This window comes from Oleiphilus sp. HI0043 (assembly GCF_001634935.1).
The window spans coordinates 1-20,475 of the sequence record NZ_LWEY01001800.1 but is presented as its reverse complement, the minus strand read 5'-3'; the positions used below and the strand labels follow the sequence as shown (position 1 = coordinate 20,475).

Here is a 20,475-nt window from a genome sequence, read left to right as displayed (position 1 = left end):
GAGTCCTTAGTTATTTTGCCAATGGCTCAAGTAAGCTTGACCCAGAGCGATGCCACCGTCGTTGGCGGGCAGCTTGATAGGGAAATATACCTTAAATCCCTGTGAAGTTAAGTGTTCGTTAAGCGATTCTCTGAGAAGCCGATTTTGGAAGCAACCTCCTGAGCAATAGACCGCTTTAGTCTGGCGCTGTTTGCTTGATTTCTCTAACCAACGAACGAGACCATCGACTAACTCGCGATGGAACAAGTATGCAGCCTGAGGTTTATTCTCCATAGCGCTTAAATAAGGAAGAAGCGGGCTAAGTAAGAGTTGGTTTTTCTCATCGATTTTGACAAGAGATTGAACGTGGTCCCTGGAGGCTGATCGAGCCAAAGACTCCAACTCTGCAGCGGCTTGCCCTTCATAAGTACACTCTTGGCGAACGCCGATTATTGAGGCGGCTGCATCGAACCACCTGCCTGCACTGCTCGTAAAATGGTGCGTTCCATTCAGAATGAAATGACTAGTGAGCTCATTCTTGAGGCTATCTGCGTAAGCTTCGAATGCCTGTTCCCTACTTGTTTTTGCCAATAGATTTGCACCAATTCGCCAGATTTCCCGTGTGGCGATATCGCCACCAGGAATCGCTATTTTCTCAAGGTGTCCGATACGTTCTATCTGCTTCGAGTCTACATAGAATAGCTCACCACCCCAGGCTTGATTATCGTCTCCCAGGCCATTTCCATCGAGTATTAAAGCAAGCGCGGGTAGTTTTGCTTGGCCTGTTTGTTCTGCGAGTAAGGATGTCAGGTGAGCGTGATGGTGTTGAACTTTTATTAGGGGCGAGTTGCTTTTCTGCGAGTTCTTTTCAGCGAAGTGAGTACTTACATAATCTGGGTGAAGGTCTGCGCAGTATTGATCAATCCTATTGCCAAAAAGGTGTTGATAATGGGCGATGTTAGCCTGGAAACGGCGGAAGTTCTCTGGCTTGTCTAACTCGCCATGATAGGGCGATATATAGGCTTTATCGCCTTGAGTTAAGCAGAAGGTATTCTTTAAATGGGCCCCACAAGCAAGAGAGTGAGCTTGCTTATCTAACAAAGCTATCGAGGTGGGAACGATCCCGCGAGAGCGTCTGATTAGTGCTTTGGGTTCACCTGCCTGAATGACTGAGTCATCAGACGGCGCGAGAATATCACGGTCGTTTAGCAAGGCGAAGTCAGCTAATGAGGCAAGTTGCTCGATGCACTTGTCGTTGTCATAAACTATGGGTTCATCAGGAAGGTTGGCGCTGGTCACGAGTAGTTGATAGTTTTGTGCTTCTTCAAGCCAATTTATTCCTTTTGGCCTGCCAAGCAGGGCATGAAAAATTAGATAATGAAGCGGGGTATAAGGCAACATGCAGCCCAAGTCACTTAGGTTCGGTGCGAGCCAATCTTCCTCTTCTTGCTTAGAGTCAGGCTTTAAAGTTCTTTTCTTAGGCAGAAGTACAATCGGTGCGTGAGAAGAATTCAGCTCGTGAAGGCTTGCTCTGTCTAGCTCGACTATGGGCTCAAGTGAAGGCGTATTCAAGGCCATGAGGGCAAAGGGTTTATCAGGGCGTTGCTTAACTTTTCTTAGCCGCTTAATACTCTCAGAATTTTTGGCATCGCAAATTAAGTGGAAACCACCGATGCTTTTTATAGCAATAATAGCGCCTTGCTTTAATTGTTCGGCGCAAAAATCGATTAGTGCCTGATTCTGTTCTAGAGGCAAACGAATACCTTTCTTATCGACTAGCGCTAATTGTGGTCCACAGTCATTGCAGGCATTGGTTTGCGAGTGGAAGCGTTTGGCATTTGAGGGAGTGGAATATTCGTGCTGACAGGTACTACACATGTCGAACTTTGCCATACTGGTGTTGTCTCGGTCGTAGGGCAGATCGGCAATAATGCTGTAGCGTGGTCCACATTGAGTGCAGCTTATAAAAGGGTGAAGGTAACGACGGTTATTTGTGTCAAATAGTTCATCTAGACAAGAGGAACACAGTGCCAGGTCAGGGGATACTTCTGGTGCATTTGTCGATAATGATAGGCTATTGGAATCAGTTTCTGACTCTATGATTGAAAAGCTAGTGGCTGAGATTTGAGGGCTAATACGCTCAAGCTCAATACTCTCCATCTGAGCCGCAGAGGGCTTTGTTGCTAGAAGCTGATTACGGAATTCATCAAGCTGGGCTTGTTGCCCGGTTAATACAATTTCAAGGCCCGAGGAGGAATTTCGTACTGAACCAGTCAGTGAAAGCGAGTGAGCGAGCCGATAAACAAAAGGCCGAAAGCCAAGGCCTTGTACTCGCCCGCTTACTTTCAGGCGAATACTTGCCGAGTCACTATCTTGTTGGTGCATGTTGATTGAGCCAGCTTAACCACTCTTCCATCCCGTCGCCTGTTTTGGCGGATAGAACGATAAACTTAATATCCGGGTTGATACGACGCGCATATTCGATGCTTTTATCGACATCAAAATCGACATAAGGAAGGAGGTCAGACTTATTGATTAGCATAAGTGAAGAAGCTTTAAACATGTCAGGGTATTTAAGCGGTTTATCTTCGCCTTCCGTGACCGATAAGACCACGACCTTGCTATGTTCTCCTAAGTCGAAAGCAGCGGGGCAAACGAGGTTGCCGACGTTTTCGATAAAAAGAATATCGTGCTCTGCCAGCTCAAGCTTTTTCATGGCATGTCCAACCGCATGAGCATCGAGGTGGCAGCCTTTTCCAGTATTGATTTGAATTGCCTTGGCACCGCTGTCGATGATTCTCTGCGCGTCATTATCTGTTTGCTGGTCGCCTTCAATAACACAGACTCTTTTGTTTCCCTTAAGGGGCTCGATCGTAGCGGTGAGTAGGGATGTTTTCCCGGAGCCTGGACTTGAAACCAAGTTTAAAGCGAGCACTTTATTTGAGGCAAGCAGGGCTCTATTCTTTTCCGCATAGCTATCATTCTTGGCAAGCAGGTCTTGTTCGACCTCAATCAGCCTAGAGTCAGTGTCGTGCTCATGCTCATGTTGATGAGAGTGAGAGGGAGTAGAGCAGCCGCAGGTTGTGCACATGGATATCGATTCTTGTTAGTAAGCTGATAAACATCATAGTAAATGAAACTCGCTCTGGTTAGAATTGCCTCAGGTCAAATATAAGAAACTTAATTTATGAAATGGAACCCTTTTAATCAGAGTATCGGGCTTGCGTTGGGCGGCGGCGCAGCAAAGGGTATTGCTCACATTGGCGTGCTGCAGGTACTGGAAGAGCGAAATGTAGAGATCGATTATATTTCCGGCACCAGTATTGGGGCTTTAGTCGCGAGCTACTATGCCTTCGGTAAGTCGATAGACGAGATCAAGAAAGTGGGCGAGGATATGAGTTTCAGCTCGATGGTCGGTTTGTCGATTCAACGCAAAGGTATCTTCACCACCAAAACCATTCACGAGATGATTTTGCAAGATATCGGTAATGTGGATATACAGGATGCTCGTATTCCTTTGGCGATTTGTACTACCGATATTCATACCGGTGAGAAGGTCATATTAAGATCAGGGAACTTGGCCGATGCGGTGTGTGCGTCAGCGGCAGTGCCAGGGATTTTTGTGCCGGTAGAAATTGAAGGTAGGTCGTTGGTTGATGGGGGTATCACTGAAAACGTACCCGTTTCAGCACTTGAACAGATGGGTGCGGGTATTACTATCGCTGTTGATTTGAATGGCGTGAGTCGCTATCAAGAACCTAAAGATATGGTCGCTATAATGGGGAATGCTATCGATATCGCAATTGATCAGCGTACCAAGGAGCAGTTGAAGAGGGCTGATTTGGTCTTGTCATTTGACTTGGCTAAATATAGTCGGTTTGGTAACCACGAACAGTTTGCGCCGGTATTCCAATATGGATACGACTTCACCGCAAAGAAGATATCACGCTTGTTCTGGTATCGGAAAATACGGCTTTTATATTTTCTTAGCGAGGTCCTGAAAGTGATTATTCCTCTCAAGGTGCCTATCATTCTGAACTTCAAAAGCTATTTGACCAGGCGGAGAAAGAAGATTCTTTCTAAAGTAGACTAATGCTTATATGAGAGCGAAAATACCGTGGAATTGAGAGCTGTGGTATGAGTTTATTGCGAGTGTCATTTGATGGGTGAACATTATCACTAGTCTGGGTTGTTTGTTCAATTGATGAAACAAACACTGAAGTCGGTTGTGCTATTTCTTTAGTTTATTGTCCAGAGAGCTTTAGACCATAGTCTAGTGCTCGACCAAGGTCTAATTGGCGGCGGCCAGAATATGTTGACAATAAGAGTTATATCTACTTACTCGGTAACATAGACTTCAAGGAGCCTGTCATGAGCTTAGCTGCCCAGAATAACTACACTACCTCTAATTCAACCAGTGATTTTGTGCCAAACATCGATAAAGTTGGCTATCAGAGCCTGTATCAAATGTCGATAGAGAAGAATGAAGACTACTGGCGAAAAGAAGCTGAGCGCTTGTATTGGGATAAACCCTTCACCAAAGTCAAAGATGTCTCATTTGCAAAAGATGACTTACATATTTCATGGTATGAAGATGGAGAGCTGAATGTTTGTTACAACTGTGTAGACAGGCATTTAGAAACGCGAGCAGACCAGGCAGCCATAATTTGGGAAGCCGATGAACCGGGCCACAGCAAGACAATTACCTATCGAGACTTACATCGAGAGGTGTGTCAGTTGGCTAATGGCCTGGAATCTATGGGAGTAGGTAAAGGTGACCGTGTCGTACTGTATATGCCTATGATTCCCGAGGCATCGTATGCGATGCTGGCGTGTGCTCGTATTGGTGCCATTCATTCAGTGGTATTTGGTGGTTTTTCGGCAACAGCTTTAGCAGATCGCCTGGATGATTGTGAGGCAAAAGTCGTGATTACGGCGACAGAGGGTGTGCGTGGTGGGAAATCTATCCCGCTTAAGTCAAGTGTGGACGACGCGCTGGAGATATCCAAACGTAATACTGTCAAAAATGTACTGGTTGTTGAAACAACCCATAACACAGGTTCAACTCGTCATAACTGGGACGTTGACTATCGTCGCTTGGTGGCTGAGCAAGCTGACAAGCATACAGCCGTTCCGGTAAATGCTGAAGATCCATTGTTCATTCTTTATACCTCTGGTTCTACCGGTAAACCAAAAGGTTTACAGCATTCCAGTGGTGGATATTTGACTTATGTGACGTCGACCTACTACTACACATTCGACCATAAAGAAGGTGATGTGTTCTGGTGCTCGGCAGATGTTGGCTGGATTACCGGCCATAGTTACATCGTTTATGGACCCTTGGCGAATGGTGCCACAACGCTCATGTATGAAGGCGTTCCCAATTATCCGAGTATGGGGCGCTTTGGTGAAGTAATTGATCAGCACAAGGTGACAGTTTTCTATACAGCGCCGACGGCTATTCGTACCTTAATGGCTAAAGCGGACGAAGCGACTGGGTCTAGTAAACGTGATTCACTGAGAATTCTTGGTACCGTAGGGGAGCCGATTAACCCGGAGGTATGGCGTTGGTATTATACTGAGTATGGCCATAGCAAATGTCCGGTTGTTGATACATGGTGGCAAACTGAAACGGGTGGTCAGATGATGACGCCTTTACCCTATGCAACAGAATCTAAACCGGGGTCTGCCTGTCATCCACTATTTGGTATACAAGCAGAGTTGGTAGATACCAATAGTGATATTCTCCAAGGTGAAACGAGTGGTCATTTGGTTATTATGGACTCCTGGCCGGGGCAGGCTCGTACCATCTGGAATGATCACGCACGGTTTATCGAAACCTATTTTTCAACTCATGACAATATGTACTTTACAGGCGACGGTGCCAAGCGAGATGCTGATGGCTATTTCTGGATTACCGGGCGTGTTGATGATGTCTTGAATGTTTCAGGTCATCGCTTAGGAACCGCTGAATTAGAGAGTGCTTTGGTGTCTCATCCTGATGTGGCGGAAGCAGCTGTTGTTGGTTATCCACATGATATCAAAGGCGAAGCGATTTATGTTTACGTGACGCCGATGGACGGTGTTGAGCTTGCAGCCAATGCAACAGAGTTACTGAAGCAGCATGTGAGAGTTGAAATGGGGCCGGTTGCGACACCCGAGCTGATTCAGTGGGTCGATGCCTTACCCAAGACGCGATCTGGCAAGATCATGCGCAGGATCCTTCGCAAAATTGCTGCAGATGACTTTGGCAACTTGGGGGATACCTCAACGCTGAACGACCCTTCAGTAGTTGATGTGCTGATCGAGGGTCGTTTGAACCGCACTGACTCATAACTATAGGGTTGCTCGAGGGGAGATGAAAGGCATTATCTACCCCTCGAAAATTATGACCAGTCAGGCTATGCTGTTCTCCAAGGAACGTATTCTAATAATAAACATTGAACAGACATTCAATCCTGTTCGGAGAACTTATGTACCATTTTCATATCGCAGATGATCATCCACTTTTTCGCAGTGCCTTGTTAGAAATTATTAACGCCCACTTTGAAAACGTTACGATCACTGAATCGTCTGACCTGGAGACGACTCTGGCAGCCATTGCTGAAGACCCGGAGCTAGACCTTTTACTACTTGATCTGCATATGCCCGGCAGCCAAGACCTATTTGGCTTGGTGACAGTACGTGAGAAATTTCCTTCAATTCCGGTTGCTGTCGTGTCTGCTCGTGAAGATGCCGAGACGATAAGTCGCTCAATTGGTCATGGTGCAAGCGCTTATATTCCTAAATCAGCGTCGCCAAAAACTATCTATGAAGCATTGCAGTGCGTGACTGAGGGTGAGAAGTGGGTGCCTGAAGAAGTGCGCAGCCGCCTAAGGCGAATCGATGAAGAAGAGATGGACCTGGCTACCAAGATTGCTTCATTGACCCCTCAACAGTACAAAGTACTTTGCTTCCTGAGGGAAGGCTGGCTGAACAAGCAAATTGGATATGAAATAGGTGTGACTGAAGCAACTGTGAAGGCGCACATTACGGCGATATTTAAAAAATTAGGCGTGAGTAACCGTACACAAGCAGTCATTGTCTTGAGCAAGTTGTCTTTGGATGAGGCGTCTGAGTAAGGTTTGAGGTTATCCCAGTCTTACCCGATACACTTCTGACAATGAGGTTTGCTGTTGTCGGGCAATATGCAGTGCATGATCAGTAAGAGGCGTCATGCCATTTTCGATTGCGGCTTTTTCGATATCTGTCGCACTTACTTTTGGCTTGATCATGTCTCGAATATCGGGTGATAGTGTCAACAGTTCATATACTGCAACACGGCCTTTATGGCCTGTCATATGGCAGTTATCACAACCAGCGCCCTGATAGAATACTTCATCCTCACTCAGACCCAAAGCTTTCCGTACAATAGGGGATACCTGCTCTTCTTCCAGGCAGTGAGGACAATTCCGTTTAACAAGTCTTTGAGCCAGTACCGCTAGTAGCGTTGCATTTAGGAGATAGGCTTGTACGCCGATTTCAAGTAGACGGGTAATGGTCGAAGCGGCACTGTTGGTATGTAAGGTTGATAACACCAAATGCCCTGTAAGTGAGCTTTCTACTGCCATTTTAGCTGTTTCTTCATCTCGTATTTCACCGATCATAATGGCGTCTGGGTCGTGGCGAAGAATATTTTTGAGTGCACGTGCAAAGCTATAATCTATGGCATTGTTGACCTGGATTTGCAGAATATCATCGATATGGAATTCAACCGGATCTTCAACGGTGATGATATTGATTTCACGTTGTTTGATGGATTCGAGTGCCGCATAAAGTGTGGTGCTTTTTCCGGAGCCAGTAGGGCCGGTCACTAAAATCAGGCCACTGCTTTTGTTAACGAGTTGGGTAAACAGTTCCGAGTCTTTTTCATTGAATCCTATGGCATCGATATTATTGATACTGGTCGAAGTATCGAGGAGACGGATTACTACGCTTTCTCCATGAATAGTCGGCATGATCGATACGCGCAAATCAATCGATTTATCTTTGCTAGTGATTTTGGTCCGACCATCTTGAGGCAAACGATGCTCAGCGATATTCATTCCTGAGATAATCTTGATACGGGCAACAGCGGCAGGCAACATTTTAATATCAAAGTTGCGTATTTTTAGCAGACTGCCATCAATACGGTAGAGAATATCAACGCTTTTTTCTTTGGGCCTGATATGTATGTCTGATGCTCTGCGGGTTACCGCATCGGCGATCAAATTATGTATTAGCTTAACGGTTGGTTTATCTGATGCGAGCTTTATAGCTTGTTGAGCTTCCCAGCTATTGCTCAAGCTGGTGCTGGGCATATCCTTTAGAACATCATCAATATCGGTTGAGCCATAATATTGAGAAATTGCGTACTCTATATCACTTGCGGTACTCAATACCGGCTCGATGACTTGTTCAGATAAAAAATGCAGTAGGTTGATGGTTTCGTTATCAGACGGGTCTTCCATCGCCACGACTAAGCGATCTTTGTGAGCCATGAGGGGAATAACAGCATGTGCTCTGGCAAACTCGGCAGGAACTAGTTGCAACGCATGTTCATCAACGTCAAACCCGGCGAGCTGAATAAAAGGTATCTCCAGACAGCAGGAAAGTGCATTGCGAACCTGGTGGTCGCTAGCGTAGCCCAAGCGCTGCAATATATGCCCTAGCATTTCTTTCTTGCCCTCAGCAATTTGTTTATGCAGGGCGGTGCTTAACTGTTTTGACGTGATAATGCCGGTTTGCAGTAATATCTGCCCAAGATGCTGGTGTTGATAGCTTTTACTTTTTTCAAGTGACTCTACAAGCTGTTCACGATTTGCAATCAAGAAATAGGCTCCAAAACTAATTATATCCTTATTAGTTTAGTAGAAGATCGCCGCAAATGTGTATTCAAAGCACTTTGGCTTGAGCCGAGTCACTTTAGTGTTCATTTTCCAGCGCGGCTATCATTGCACAGAAGTAGCCATCATCTTTTAGTTGTGAATGGTCTTCTGTATTAGCTGAAATGACACTTGTCATATTATTTATCTGATCAAGTGGGCTTAAGGAAGCATGTTTAGCAATTGAAAGATCATCTGCTAGGTTCAACCAGTATATTTGTTCCAATGAAACAGAGTCACTTTCGTTCCACTCAACATAGTTAGCATAGTGGTCGAGTGAGATCTGCCTACCTAGGGTATCGAAGTTCATCAGGCTGTTTGCTTCGTTCATCGAATTCGCGATAAAGTCTGGAGCAATGCTGGATATCGACTTAAACTCGTTCAGTGCCTGTTGATTTACCGGTAAGCGGGCAATAAGGTCTTGTTCATACACCACTCTATGCACTCGGTTAGCGAGAAGAACTTGAGCTTTTTCAACCCACTTAGGGCTACCAACTTTGGGCGAGCCTGACAGGTAGACCTGATCAACGTGAATACCTTCTTGCTCGAAGCCTGCTGCACTTAGTTGCGCCAGTGCGCCGGCTAAGCTATGGCCAAATACCCATAGTTTGTTGCTTTGACCCTTTCGTGCTCTAACGCTTGCCAATAGCGATGCCCACTCTGAGCTTAATACTTGAGAGAAGCCGTGATGCGTTTTTTCACCTAGTGTAAAGCTATGTTCAAAATCGTCTGAAGTCCCATCGGAATTGTAAAGCCACTCCTTGTTACTATCCGTGTATCTATAGGTAATGAGCATTGTATCTTTATAATCAGCAAGCAATATACGCAGGTTGGTCTCTGGGTTGTCGATGATCTCTAAGTTGCGTAGCTGCCATTGTTGTTCAAACTCTTCAGCGGAAATAGAATTCTCTCCTAGCGTCGTAAGTGAAATCCAGGAGAGACTTAGAGCGTTGGCGAAATCGAAATGAGCTTTTTGGGTATCCAGGTATATTTCGGGAGGGACTTGTGTGCAATTGGCGGAGTCGAGTTGTTCAATAAAGGCTGAACGGGAAATATCCGCATAGGCTGAAAAAGATAAAGCCAAGCTGAAGGGTAGAATAATGGGCAAAGAAAGTAGCAACGACAAGATACTAAACTTCTTCATAGAGCTCCTGGAATTGAAACGGTTGTTTGAATGAGCGCGTATAATAGGCGAGCTAGTTATAATCTCAAGGAATTAGGCTCAGCTATTGCAATTGTTCACTAATTACACAAAGCTGTTACATCCTTCGTTATTTCCCAATATCCCTGCTATCCCACCAACGCTGGTCTACACTAAATAAAAACAATAATCAGTGGAGTAGTTGTGTGAGCAGCCCGATTTCAGATTTAAGCCCAAAAGCGCAAGCTATTGCGAAATATATTGATAATCTAAGCGATAACAAAATCGAAGTGCCGATGCTGCCGGATGTGGCAAACCAGGTTTTAGCTTTATCGAATGATCCAGATTCTGATGCCGCACAGTTGGCCAAACTCATACAAAGTGACCAGGCCTTGGCTGGCCATGTGATGCGCATTGCTAATTCAGCCGCATATACACCCAACGCCTCAATGGTTTCTCTGCAACAAGCTGTGGCAAGGCTCGGTCTGTCTCTGATTACAGAAATTGCTTTGGCAGCTTCTCTTAATACGAAAATATTTAAAGCGCCCACATACGAAAACCGTATTAATGAAATATGGGACCATGCTTTATGTACAGCCTTTTGGGGAAAAGAGGTTGCGCGAGTTGCCAAGAAAAATGTCGAAGCCGCCTTTCTATGCGGTTTGCTTCATAGCATTGGCAAACCGGTTATCCTTCAGACCATCTTTGACTACTCGGAATGGCATGACGTATCTATTTCATTAGATGAAGTAGGGGTAATCGAATCTGCTTATCATGTGAAATATGGCGAAGTCGTGGTCAGAAAATGGAAAATGCCCGCAATCGTTCAGGAATCTGTTCATTACTATGCTGACTATCAAAATGCCCAAAGCAATCGTGACCAAGCGATGGTGACTAATGGTGCTGCTAAGTTAGCTCAAGCAATGTTATCGGGTGAAGAAGCTGCGATAGATACAGCTTTGCAAGATACCGTATTTGCAGATCTGAATTTATATGAAGATGAATTGGAGCTTTTGAAGGAAAGACACGACATCGTGAAGAGTGGTCTGGAGGCAATTCGTTCATGAGACAAGTTGATGTAGTGATTATTGGTAGTGGTCCTGCAGGGCAAAAAGCAGCGGTACAGGCAGCCAAAGGTGGTAAGAGTGTCGCTCTTATAGAGCGGGATCAATGGTTGGGTGGTGCATGTGTACACAGAGGAACGATCCCCAGCAAGACGCTTCGTGAGAACGCCTTACGTGTTAAAAAGATGCGAGAGAATGCGGCCTTATGTCAGTTTGAATTAGCTGAAGATACCGAGATGTCGACACTGATCGACCGCTTGAATCGGGTATTGAAAGCGCACGACGGTTTTATGGTAAATCAGATTGAACGCAATAATATCGAACGTATTCACGGCCGGGCCAAGTTTGTATCGCCGAATGTTATCGAGGTAACAAAAGTGCGCGGCGAAGCTGAACAAATTGAAGCCAGTAGCTTTGTTATTGCTTCCGGCTCGATCCCTCGTAAGCCAGATAATATCCCTGTCGATCATGAAAATATTTTTGATTCTGACTCAATCCTAACAATGTTGTATTTGCCAAAGAGCCTCACTGTTCTCGGTGGTGGTGTTATCGCTAGTGAATATGCCTCTATCTTCCAGGCGCTTGGCGTTAAGGTAACAATGATTGACCGGTATCCTTTGCCTTTGGGCTTTATGGATGGTGACTTAACCTCCAAGTTTGTCGACTCATTTCAGGAAATGGGTGGCACATGGTTAGGTGAGAAGAACGTTGAAACTGTTGAGTGGGATGGCTTATCTGAAGTCATCACGCGATGCGATGACGGGACTATTGTTAGATCTGCGAAGCTTCTTTGTGCCGCTGGCCGCGTAGCAAATGTGAAGGACCTGCAGATTGCCAATGCTGGTTTGGAGTTAAATGAGTTTGGCAATATATCGGTTGATGATATGTTGCAAACCCAAGTCCCGCATATTTATGCGGCAGGCGATGTCATTGGCCCGCCATCATTGGCCTCGGCGTCAATGGAGCAGGGACGACGAGCGAGTTGTAATGCTTTAGGAATTGAAGTGGGTCCAATGAGTAAGATGATCCCCTCGGGTATCTATGGAATTCCTGAACTCTCGGCTGTTGGGATGACTGAGCAGCAAGCTAAGAAAGAGCATGGTGACGGTATTGTGATTGGTAAAGCCAATTTTGAAGAGATCTCTCGTGGTCAGATTAATGGAATACGTGATGGTATGCTGAAGATCATATGTGACCCTCAGGGCGAAAAGATTCTCGGTGTTCAGATCGTTGGCGAAGGTGCAACCGAGCTTATTCACATTGGTCAGATGGCAATGCTTTCAAATGCTGATGTCGATATCTTTGTCGAGAGCATATTTAACTTCCCGACACTAGCCGAAGCATACCGAGTTGCAGCCTTAGCAGTGATAGGCAAGCGCTCACAGCACAGTGATAAGTATTAGGACGTGAGCACAATGTTTGAAAGGAAGTTACCCGTCTTCAATTGAGTTGTTTTAGAGCAGGTAAGGAAAGTGTCACATGTACAAGTTTCGAGATCAGCTTCTACTTACTCTATTAGTTGTCGGCTTATTGCCTTCGCTGGTGATATCCTTTCAAACCTACCTTCACAGCAAGGCACAAGTTACTGAGTCTACCGTAGAAATTGCGCAGAAGAGCTTAATGCTCGTTGCTAATGGTCTTCAGTTTGAGTTTGACCATGGTGAGTCATTGGTGCAGGAATACGCTCGTTCTGCAGAGCTTTCTGGCCTTTAGTTCGAAACCTTCATGCCTTATCTAAAGCGTGAATTGACCTTCCTGAAACCTAAGTTTGAGAAGTTCATTATTGGTTTACCCAACGGACATTTCTATAACACTTCTGGTGCGAATCTGCTACAAGGAGGGATTCGAACCTTTGATGATAAATAACCAGACTCGAAGCCTAAAAATATTCGCTCTCGCGACTATTGGCAGGTGAGTATTCACCCTGAAGATCCTGATTCGCCTGAAGCCTATATTTCTAACCCGATGATCTCCTTTACGACGGGGGTTAAGCAGATTGTTATTGCGGCTCCTATTCAGGATAAAGGTAAGATAGTAAGGGGGATGTTGGGGCTGAGTATTCCCTGGGAATATATCCATGATCGGGTTCAAACCTTGGTTAAAGAAAGTTTTTCTGGTGTCCAGGGAAGTGCCAAGGTGATGCTGGTTGCGAATGACGGAACTTACTGGTATCACTGGGACGAAAATAAGATCATTCAACTATTACGTGATGATCAAGGCGACTTTGTCTTAAATGAGCAGGGTGAAAAGGCCGTCAGTAAGTACTCTATCCTAAATGAACATAACCCTAAATTAAACGCTCTTGGTAACGAGATGATCACGGGGAATGCCGGAATGAGGGCGCTTGATCTAGGAGGGGAGGCTCACCAGCCTATTCCTGGTAGTCGATATAGCATCGGTGTCGCGCTTGAAGACCACTTGATGTTAGCGCCTGTTAGAAAAACCTTAGAGAACACTTTCGTTATTTTGTTTTCGGCATTTATTCTAATTATTGCCGCCGGATTTTTCTTGGTAAAGTATTTTTCCCAGCCTGTTGCTCAGCTTCTCGACAAGATCTCCCGTTTGGCTGCTGGTGAGTCAGTCGATAGAAGCATTGTTACTAATACAGAAGAGCTCCAGGTTTTATCGAAAGCAATTTTTTCTCTTTACGATACCGTCGATACGCAGCGGAAGAAAATACGCGATAGCAAAGAGCTATTTTCACTTATTGTGCAGGGCTCGAATGACGGTATTTGGGATTGGGATATATTGGCTAATTCTCTGTATCTATCGCCTCGTTGGAAGGCGATTATTGGCTATCAGGATGATGAGCTTGAAAATGATACGAAGGCCTTTCAGAAACACGTTCACCCTGAAGATCGTCATCAAATAAATACGCTCTTTTCTGACCTTATCAAGGGAAAGGCTGACACCAGTCAGTGCCGTTTCCGAATGCTGAAAAAAGATGGCTCGTTGGTCACAATTTTGTCACGCAGTATGGCTGTTCGCGATGACAAGAAAAGAACCCTGAGAATTATTGGATCGAATACAGATATTTCTGATGTGGTCGCGAGAGAACAAGAGGTGATTGAACTTAATAAAGGCCTGGAGGGTAAGGTTTTACAGAGAACTGAAGATTTGGAAAGTGCGCTTAAAGAAGCTGAACAGGCAAACATGGCGAAGACTACATTCCTTTCCAATATGTCTCATGAAGTACGGACGCCTATGAATGGAATTATTGGCCTGACTTCACTGTGCCTCGAAACTGATTTAGATGACAAGCAGAGAGACTACTTGGAAAAAGTCATGCAATCTTCAGAAATGCTACTGAAGATTCTCAATGAAATTCTCGACTTCAATAGGATCGAATCGAATATGATTGAGTTGGAGGAAGTAGAGCTTGAATTGAGTGAGCTGGCTAGAAATATTGAGTCTCTAATGTTACCTGCTGCTGATCAGCAAGGAATCGCCTTTAAGGTAGTCTTGGATGAGGCTTTACCCGTTTATGTTAGAACGGATGAGCTTCGTTTATCGCAAGTCTTATTGAATCTATGCGGCAACGCAGTCAAGTTTACCGAAGAGGGTGAGGTGACTTTAGCGCTTAGCTGTGATGCTAAATTGGATGAAAGTGAAGGTCGGTGCGGTGTTCGGTTTTCGGTGAGTGATACCGGCATTGGTATTCACGATACGAAAGACTTGTTTATGCCTTTCAAGCAGGAAGATGCCTCTACGACCCGGAAATATGGCGGGACAGGTCTGGGGTTATCTATCAGCAAGAGATTGGTGGATTTGCTGGGAGGAGAGTTAAAGGTCGAAAGCCAAGTGGGCAGTGGCTCTACTTTTGAATTTACCTTGGATCTTCCTGTTGTTAAGGAAGCAAAGCTTGAGGTGAAAACAGTACTCGGCAAAGAGACAGAAAGATTGTTGAGAAAAGTTAAGGCGCCTGCTGATGTATGCGTGCTTTTGGTTGAAGATAATAAAATTAACCAAATGATCGCTGAAGAAATTCTTAAGAAAGCGGGTTATCAGGTTGAGATAGCGGATAATGGTGAAGACGCTGTTGCCAGTGTTGAGGCGAAAGATATCGACTTGATCTTAATGGATATTCAAATGCCTATTATGGATGGCGAGCAAGCCTGTCAGATTATTCGGGAACAATTACGAAGGCAAGATTTACCCATTATTGCTCTTACAGCAAATGTTCTTCCTGAACAAACCGAACAGTATTTGAATCAAGGTTTTACTTCCTTTGTTGGTAAACCTTTTGATAATGCGGTCTTGCTTGAGACAATATCTAAATACACGGTTTAAGCAAGGCTGTTGGCAGCTGCCCTTAGCTTTGATCGCGTGATCGTTCCTCATTCCATTAGATTAAACTATTGAACGCTTCGAACTAAACGAATTGGCCAAGCCTGCTCTCTGGTGATGGTACCTGTTGCGCCATGTTTGAAGTCCACGAACCATGTGGCCGTATCATTGTTGTAGTCAGGTGACGCACTCCAGAGAAACTTGTTGGCAGTATTGGGGAAAACCGTCGCATTAATACTTGGCTCAACGCATTGGTCTTCTAGCAGAGAGGCTAACTCTGCCTGGTTGGGAAGGCGCCAATCGGCGTAGCCTGCAAAACCTCCTGTCGCGTTTATATTACGAGGGATCTGAAGAGCTCCTGACCAGTTCTGCTCGTTGAGAATGCCGGTATTACACTGAGTGCCACTTAAACCTTCCAAGCATTGTTTCCACATTAGTGCCGTGCTGGTATCGGTAATGGTGCCGTCTCCGTGAATAACAAATTGTGTTGCAGGCGTCGTTTCGGCAATGGTATCGCTACTACATTCCTGTGCCAGGACAGGAAGTGAAAGCAAAGAGTGTGTTAGAAGCCCTAAGCAAATATATTTATTCATAACCACCTCTTACTAGTCGTACCTGGTTTACATTGCGTTTATCGAGGCTATAAGAGTTACCATGAGAAAAATTTACTCCCCAGGCACTGCTTGTACCGAGTGCAAAAGGGCTAGATGTCCAGGTTAAGGCTGCATTGGAAGGGAAGTAATCAGTATCGAGCATGGGTTTAGCATTACCGTAATCAACGATACTGAGCAGCTCTTTGCGATTAGGTAGTCGCCAGTCGGCATAGCCACACCAGCCGGCTTCATTCATACGGTTAACAAAGGCTTCGGTGTTGCAGTAGCTAGCCGGTTCGTCTTCGTTATAGGCAAAACATTGCTCTCCTCTGCTATCTGCAAAACCTTCCGAACCACCGTTTGAGCTTGCGTCAGTATTGTACCAACTGTAACGATCATCGGCGTCATTTAAACCTTCGTCTCCTGGTGTTTCGTTGCCTTCACTTTTTACTTCCCACATTAAGCCTGTGACAGAGTCTTGAACGCAGCTCCATTCAGCATCTGAACTATCCGTTTCAACGCCATCCTCATCGAACTTTATAAAGCTGAAGCCAGCACGACCATCACTATCATCGTTATGTGTTAGCTCCCGACCTAAGGAACAATCCTGTTGGTCGATGGCTTCGCCGGAACAGTCTAGGTTATTGCCGCTAGGGTAGCTTGCTCCCCAGGTAATACCGGTTCCATTTACGCGAATATTAGTCGCCGGTATTGGGCCGACCACGACATTAACCAGGTCCGGTTCTGAATCGAGTTGGCCATCGTTAACCACTAATGAAAATACCAATCTTCCATCAGTGTGAGCTTCAAATACCGGGTTAGCATCTGTCTCATCACTTAAACTTACTTCAGGGCCGCTTATTTGAAGCCAGCTATAACTTAAGGGGTCGTCTTCAGGGTCGAGGCTTCGGCTGCCCTTTAGTGCCACAATAGAGAGACTGCCAACATATCGGTCGACACCGGCGTTGGCGATAGGAGGATTGTTTGCAGGCATCACTGAAATATTCGTGAATGAGATTTCCGAAGATAGTTCACCGTCATTGACAATAAGTGAAAACTGCAATTCTCCACCCTCCGTTGGCGCCACGAAGCTGGGTGAGACCAAGGTGTTATCATTCAGTTCAACGTCTGGCCCTGCAGTTTGTGACCACTCGTAAGTGAGCGTGTCATTTTCGGGGTCGTTGCTTTGGCTTCCATCCAGTGTTACAGAATCTCCGCCTTCAGTGCTTTGAGATAGGCCCGCATTGGCGAAAGGTGCCGAATTGGCATTGCTGACACTGATTACCACTTCGTCAGCCGCAGAATTTGCTTCGCCATCACTGACTACCAATGAGAAAGTCAGGATAAGGGTGCTAGTCGAATCAGTTTCAGGTGCCTGGAATTGTGGTTGTAGTTCTGACACCGAGCTTAGAATGACGCTTGGGCCACCTGTCTGACGCCAGGCGTAACTTAAACTCAGGTGCTCACTATGAGTACTTTCACTGGCATCTAGTGAAACCAATGTATTGCTTCTGACTGTTTGGTCAGCGCCTGCGTGAGCGACCAATGCAGTGCTGATAGCTTGAACAGAAATAATAATGCTATCGCTTACAGAGTTTAACTCGCCGTCATTGACGGTTAGGCTAAGCTCAATTTCGCCACCATTTTCCGGTGCTATGAATGAAGCTTGAGCTTGCTCTGAATCTAGAACTGTAACCACAGGGCCGGAAACCTGTTGCCAGGTATAGCTCAGGCTGCTTCCTTCCGGGTCGGTGCTATTTGCGCCGCTAACGACGACAATGTCATTCCCGTTTGCTTGTTGGTCAGGGCCCGCATCGGCCATAGGGGGTTGATTAGTATTGATTGCAGTGACTGTAATACTCACCTCATCAGTTTCGGAGCTTTCAAGACCATCGTTAACATGCAAGGAAAAGACGTAGTTAGCGTCAATATTGGGTGCAACAAAGCTGGGAAAAGCGATGCTTGTATCATTGAGTGTTATGCTTGGGCCGCTAACTTGAGTCCATAAATAACTTAGCGTGTCGCCATCAGAATCAAGACTTTGAGAACTGTCCAGCGTGACCAAGCTGTTCCCGTTAGCGTTTTGGTCATCACCTGCATGGGCGATAGGCTGTGTATTTGAGGTCTGTGGGTCAGAACCGTTGTCAGGGTCAGAACCGTTGTCAGGGTCAGAACCGTTGTCAGGGTCAGAGTCGCTGTCAGGATCAGAACCGTTGTCAGGGTCAGAGCCGCTGTCAGGATCAGAACCGCTGTCAGGGTCAGAGCCGCTGTCAGGGTCAGAGCCGCTGTCAGGGTCAGAGCCGGTGTCAGGGTCAGAACTGCTATCAGGATTAGAGTGGGTGTTGTTGTCAGCTTGTTCTAGTACAGTTACCGTGACGGTATCAGGGACAGATGAGTTGATCCCGTCGCTAATGTGTAGCTGGTAGCGCAGGGTTGTACTTCCGTCAGGGGCAATAAAGCTCGGTGAGTCATCTTCGTCTGAGCTGAGTTCCACGAAGGGACCGTCAACCTGAATCCACTTGTAGTTTATATCGTCTTCGTCTGGGTCATGGCTGGCAGAACCGTCTAAGGTCACTAATTGTTTTTCGGTGACCGTCATGTCTTCACCTGCATTGGCTACAGGTTGATGATTTTGGGGCGAAGATTTGCCAGACGAGCCTCCATTACAGGCACTGAGTAATAGAACTAGCGGCACTATCCAGCATCGTTGTAGAAAAATTTTCATGGCAGCTATACTAAAGTGTCAAAGGTATATTCAAAGCGCTGTCTAAGGTTTTAGCGCGATTACCAGCTAGGGAAGCATTAAATGGGCCAAAATTTATGGTGTCTTCTATAATCTATTGAATAGCAATGATTATTGGTCTCTCAGACTCTGATAGTATGGTTTTTGGGATACCGTACAGACTTCTTTTTGCCGACGTAGCGGCAAATGTTTTCACTTATCTAAGGCTAACTAAATGGAACAGCACTTACTGGCGAACCTAGAGTTATTTATCGCTTGTTTATCCTTTATTGTTATAGGTGGTCTGGCTTATTTTCGAAAGCTATACCTTGGAAAGCTAAGTGATGAACAGAGCAGATACTCAGCTCTAGAAAGTGATAAGGCTCTTTTGCTGGAACGTTTAGAGGCTCAAGGTGAACAGTGTTTAAACTTACATGACGAGCTTCAGTCGTCCAGGCTTCAGGTGGTTGACTTGAATCGAAATAATGCCCGTCTAGAGGCGGTTATTGAAGAGCGTGATCGCGCAATGATTCAACAGAGAGAGCAATTTGAGTCTCAGAAAAAATCACTTCAGTCAGAGTTTGAGAATTTGGCGAACCGCATCTTTGACGAAAAGGGAAAACGCATTACCAAGGATAACCAGTTGTCTATCGAAGGCGTGCTAAAACCTTTTAGAGAACAAATTACCGAGTTCCGTCATCGGGTAGACGGTATCCAGAAGGAAAATCATGAATCGGCTGGTAGTCTAAAGAAGGAGTTGGAGATTCTGCGAAACCTTAATGCGCAGATGTCTCAGGATGCCCAGAACCTGACGACTGCACTCAAAGGCGATAAGAAAACCTTGGGTAATTGGGGCGAGGTGCAACTAGAAAGAAGTTTACAGGTCGCCGGATTAGTAAAAGATCAGCATTATCGGACGCAGGTTCACCTTAAAGATGACAAAGGGCGAGCGTATTTTTTAGATTTTTTAATAGACCTGCCAGACAATCAGCATTTGATTATCGATAGTAAGGCCTCATTGGTGGCGTATGAATCTGCTATTTCGGCTGAAACAGAAGCTCAACGCGAATTAGCGATGAATAATTATATTCAAGCATTGAGAGTGCATGTTAAAGAGCTATCAGAGAAAAACTACAGTCGTCTTAAAGGAATTAACTGCCCAAGTTTTGTCTTGATGTTCTTGCCATTGGAGGCCGCATATATAGAAGGGCTTAAGCATAGTCCTGAGCTTTATGAAGAAGCTTATCGCGAAAATATTATTCTAGTTTCCCATACAACGCTTTTACCGATACTAAAAACCGTTTCAAATATCTGGCGTCTTCAGAACAGCCAAAATGATGCATTGGCCTTAAGTGAAAAAGCGGGTGAGATATACAACCATGTGTGTGTTGTGGCAGAGAGGCTGCAGAAACTGGGTGGCAGCTTGCTTAGCTCGAATAATCACTATAATAACGTACTTATATCGCTTGTCGGACAACAAGGCCTTCATGGGAAAGTGGAACGATTTCAAGAAATGTCAATTGAAGCGAATAAGCGTATGCCTCAATTGGAACCTTTAAATAAGGATGTCGAACTAGAGCGCCTGGATCGTGTTCTGTTAGATGGTTTGCCTGAAGGTAGCAAATAAAAACCTGAAATAGATGAAGTTTGTTTAATAAGTAATCTGCTTTAGATCAATTTTTTTACATGTAAGTGAAAAAAGTTCGGTTTTCACCCATGACCTATTGTCTAGTTTTTGATAAAGTGCATTTGGATATATTTTAGTCATCGGTAGTAACTATTAGCT

Annotated in this window: 15 protein-coding genes; 9 read left to right on the top strand and 6 right to left on the bottom strand. The window is 45.2% G+C overall.

Annotated elements, in window-relative coordinates; genetic code table 11:
• Positions 1–6: 6 nt before the first annotated feature.
• Together hypF and hypB are read right to left on the bottom strand one after the other, a co-directional pair.
• Positions 7–2,364 (bottom strand): carbamoyltransferase HypF, encoded by a 2,358-nt coding sequence (gene hypF, locus A3729_RS27665; RefSeq protein ID WP_068634502.1) that lies wholly within the window; start codon positions 2,362–2,364, stop codon positions 7–9.
• Positions 2,348–3,070, bottom strand: coding sequence for a hydrogenase nickel incorporation protein HypB (hypB, locus tag A3729_RS27660; protein WP_068554351.1), 723 nt, complete (start codon positions 3,068–3,070; stop codon positions 2,348–2,350). The genes hypF and hypB overlap by 17 nt, the downstream gene beginning before the upstream one ends.
• Before the next feature lie 96 nt (positions 3,071–3,166).
• Between hypB and A3729_RS27655 the strand changes: the two genes are divergently transcribed.
• The 3 genes from A3729_RS27655 to A3729_RS27645 all read left to right on the top strand — a co-directional run bounded on the left by A3729_RS27655 (position 3,167) and on the right by A3729_RS27645 (position 7,100).
• Positions 3,167–4,072: a patatin-like phospholipase family protein gene (locus tag A3729_RS27655; protein ID WP_068511847.1), complete on the top strand. Its 906-nt coding sequence runs from the start codon at positions 3,167–3,169 to the stop codon at positions 4,070–4,072.
• 278 nt (positions 4,073–4,350) lie between these two features.
• Complete coding sequence (gene acs, locus A3729_RS27650) at positions 4,351–6,315, top strand: acetate--CoA ligase (protein ID WP_068554348.1); 1,965 nt, start codon at positions 4,351–4,353, stop codon at positions 6,313–6,315.
• Positions 6,316–6,452: 137 nt separating this feature from the next.
• Positions 6,453–7,100: a response regulator transcription factor gene (locus A3729_RS27645; protein WP_068511850.1), complete on the top strand. Its 648-nt coding sequence runs from the start codon at positions 6,453–6,455 to the stop codon at positions 7,098–7,100.
• Positions 7,101–7,109: 9 nt separating this feature from the next.
• On the opposite strand, the gene A3729_RS27640 is transcribed toward A3729_RS27645, so the two are convergent.
• Both A3729_RS27640 and A3729_RS27635 read right to left on the bottom strand, forming a co-directional pair.
• Positions 7,110–8,828: a GspE/PulE family protein gene (locus A3729_RS27640; RefSeq protein ID WP_082865379.1), complete on the bottom strand. Its 1,719-nt coding sequence runs from the start codon at positions 8,826–8,828 to the stop codon at positions 7,110–7,112.
• Positions 8,829–8,922: 94 nt separating this feature from the next.
• Positions 8,923–10,026: a lipase family protein gene (locus A3729_RS27635; protein WP_068511852.1), complete on the bottom strand. Its 1,104-nt coding sequence runs from the start codon at positions 10,024–10,026 to the stop codon at positions 8,923–8,925.
• Between the two features lie 203 nt (positions 10,027–10,229).
• Between A3729_RS27635 and A3729_RS27630 the strand changes: the two genes are divergently transcribed.
• From A3729_RS27630 to A3729_RS27615, 5 genes are all read left to right on the top strand, one after another.
• On the top strand, positions 10,230–11,090 hold the full coding sequence (locus A3729_RS27630; protein ID WP_068553621.1) for an HDOD domain-containing protein: 861 nt from the start codon (positions 10,230–10,232) through the stop codon (positions 11,088–11,090).
• Positions 11,087–12,490, top strand: a complete 1,404-nt coding sequence (gene sthA, locus A3729_RS27625) for a Si-specific NAD(P)(+) transhydrogenase (RefSeq protein ID WP_068511859.1) — start codon at positions 11,087–11,089, stop codon at positions 12,488–12,490. The genes A3729_RS27630 and sthA overlap by 4 nt, the downstream gene beginning before the upstream one ends.
• A gap of 76 nt (positions 12,491–12,566) precedes the next feature.
• Positions 12,567–12,800 (top strand): hypothetical protein, encoded by a 234-nt coding sequence (locus A3729_RS27620; RefSeq protein ID WP_068511862.1) that lies wholly within the window; start codon positions 12,567–12,569, stop codon positions 12,798–12,800.
• Positions 12,801–12,812: 12 nt separating this feature from the next.
• Positions 12,813–12,953: a hypothetical protein gene (locus tag A3729_RS31940; RefSeq protein ID WP_156490449.1), complete on the top strand. Its 141-nt coding sequence runs from the start codon at positions 12,813–12,815 to the stop codon at positions 12,951–12,953.
• A 45-nt stretch (positions 12,954–12,998) separates the two neighbouring features.
• Positions 12,999–15,377: an ATP-binding protein gene (locus A3729_RS27615; RefSeq protein WP_068634501.1), complete on the top strand. Its 2,379-nt coding sequence runs from the start codon at positions 12,999–13,001 to the stop codon at positions 15,375–15,377.
• Between the two features lie 65 nt (positions 15,378–15,442).
• On the opposite strand, the gene A3729_RS27610 is transcribed toward A3729_RS27615, so the two are convergent.
• Together A3729_RS27610 and A3729_RS27605 are read right to left on the bottom strand one after the other, a co-directional pair.
• The gene (locus tag A3729_RS27610; RefSeq protein WP_068511867.1) at positions 15,443–15,967 is read right to left on the bottom strand and encodes a DUF1566 domain-containing protein; all 525 of its coding nucleotides are present in this window, start codon (positions 15,965–15,967) and stop codon (positions 15,443–15,445) included.
• Positions 15,960–18,692, bottom strand: coding sequence for a DUF1566 domain-containing protein (locus A3729_RS27605; protein ID WP_082880475.1), 2,733 nt, complete (start codon positions 18,690–18,692; stop codon positions 15,960–15,962). The genes A3729_RS27610 and A3729_RS27605 overlap by 8 nt, the downstream gene beginning before the upstream one ends.
• A 232-nt stretch (positions 18,693–18,924) precedes the next feature.
• Here A3729_RS27605 and A3729_RS27600 point away from each other — a divergent pair, with 232 nt between their 5' ends.
• Entirely contained in the window at positions 18,925–20,316 is a 1,392-nt protein-coding gene (locus A3729_RS27600) for a DNA recombination protein RmuC (protein WP_068553624.1), read from the top strand.
• Positions 20,317–20,475: the final 159 nt, after the last annotated feature.